This window comes from Roseovarius lutimaris, from assembly GCF_900115165.1.
GTDB lineage: Bacteria > Pseudomonadota > Alphaproteobacteria > Rhodobacterales > Rhodobacteraceae > Roseovarius > Roseovarius lutimaris.
The window spans coordinates 1-1,344 of sequence record NZ_FOVP01000070.1 but is presented as its reverse complement, the minus strand read 5'-3'; the positions used below and the strand labels follow the sequence as shown (position 1 = coordinate 1,344).

3 protein-coding genes are annotated in these 1,344 nt (G+C 61.0%); all 3 read left to right on the top strand.

Features of this window, described 5'->3' with window-relative positions; all coding sequences use genetic code 11:
* The first annotated feature begins 105 nt into the window (after positions 1-105).
* Positions 106-510: an IS66-like element accessory protein TnpA gene (gene tnpA, locus BMZ91_RS20985; RefSeq protein WP_092842509.1), complete on the top strand. Its 405-nt coding sequence runs from the start codon at positions 106-108 to the stop codon at positions 508-510.
* Complete coding sequence (gene tnpB, locus BMZ91_RS20980) at positions 507-860, top strand: IS66 family insertion sequence element accessory protein TnpB (RefSeq protein ID WP_092842508.1); 354 nt, start codon at positions 507-509, stop codon at positions 858-860. The genes tnpA and tnpB overlap by 4 nt, the downstream gene beginning before the upstream one ends.
* A gap of 55 nt (positions 861-915) precedes the next feature.
* The coding region (locus tag BMZ91_RS20975; protein WP_177193956.1) for an IS66 family transposase at positions 916-1,344 on the top strand (429 nt) is incomplete at its 3' end.

Sequence of the window (1,344 nt, the reverse complement as noted above, 5' to 3'; positions counted from 1 at the left end):
CGCCACACGACTTGTGGGTAACTGCAAGTGTCTGAAGCCCACCTTCCTGAGTTCGGCGTGATTTGAGACTCAGGTCCTGTTGGATGACAGGAGGTGAGTTTCTCCATGGAGAGTACGAGAGAGTTTCTCAAACGTCTGGGTGTCGAAACCTCAGATAGCGGGCACCGGCGATGGCCGGATTGCGTGAAGGCGCGGATTGTGGCGGAAACGCTGTTGCCGGGCGCGACGGTGAATGACGTGGCGCGCAAATACGACCTGCGTCCGAACCACCTGTCGGCGTGGCGGCGGATGGCCAAGGATGGTGATCTCGTTCTGCCTGCGCCGGAGGCCGAGGCGGACTTCGCCCCGTTGGTGGTTTTCGATGTCGAACCGCCTTCGCCGACCGAAGCAGCTGAACCGGCGTATCAGGCGATCGAGATTATGGCCGGGTCGGTTTCTGTCCGGCTGGACGGTGCCACACCTGCGGGCCGGATTGCGGAAATTGTGCGTGCGCTCGGGGGTGGCGCATGATTTTTCCGTCGAACCGGGTGCGCATTCTGGTGGCGACGCGGGCCGTCGATTTCCGTAAAGGGCACGACGGCCTGACCGCGTTGGTCCAGTCGGTTCTGCGTAAGGATCCGTTCACCGGGACAGTGTTCGTGTTCCGCGCAAAGCGCGCGGACCGCTTGAAGCTGCTCTATTGGGACGGCAGCGGCCTTGTGATGGCGTACAAGTGGCTCGAGGACACAACCTTCGCCTGGCCCGCGATCAAGGACGGGATGATGGCATTGAACCACGCGCAATTCGAAGCGCTGTTCGCCGGATTGGATTGGCGCAAGGTGAAGGCGTTGGACACCCGACCGCCAGCTGCGGCGGAGTGAATCAGGGGGACGATTGCACCGGTCATGGCTTTGATCCTGGTCTATAAAACCAGTCATGAGCGCTATTGCCAAAGACTTCGATCTGTCTGTTCTGCCGCCGGAATACCGTGCTGTGTTCGAGGCGCAGGCCGCCCGTGTGGCGGAGCTGGAGGAGATCAACCAGCGCCAGGAACACCTGATCGCCGAGATGCATCATGCGCTCTACGGAAAGAAGTCCGAGAAGCTGGCCGACGACGACCGGCAGCTGGCCTTCGAGGATCTTGAGGTTGCCCTTTCCGAGGTTGAAGAGAAGAAATCGGAGCAGGCCTCTGGCGACGACAAGCCCAGACGGAAAAAGATCGCAAAACGCAATCGCGGCAACCTGCCCGAGGGATTGCCGCGCATCGAACAGGTGATCGAACCGGACAGCCTGGAGTGCCCATGCGGTTGTGGGCTGATGCACAGGATTGGCGAGGATCGCAACGAGCGGCTCGACATCGTGCCG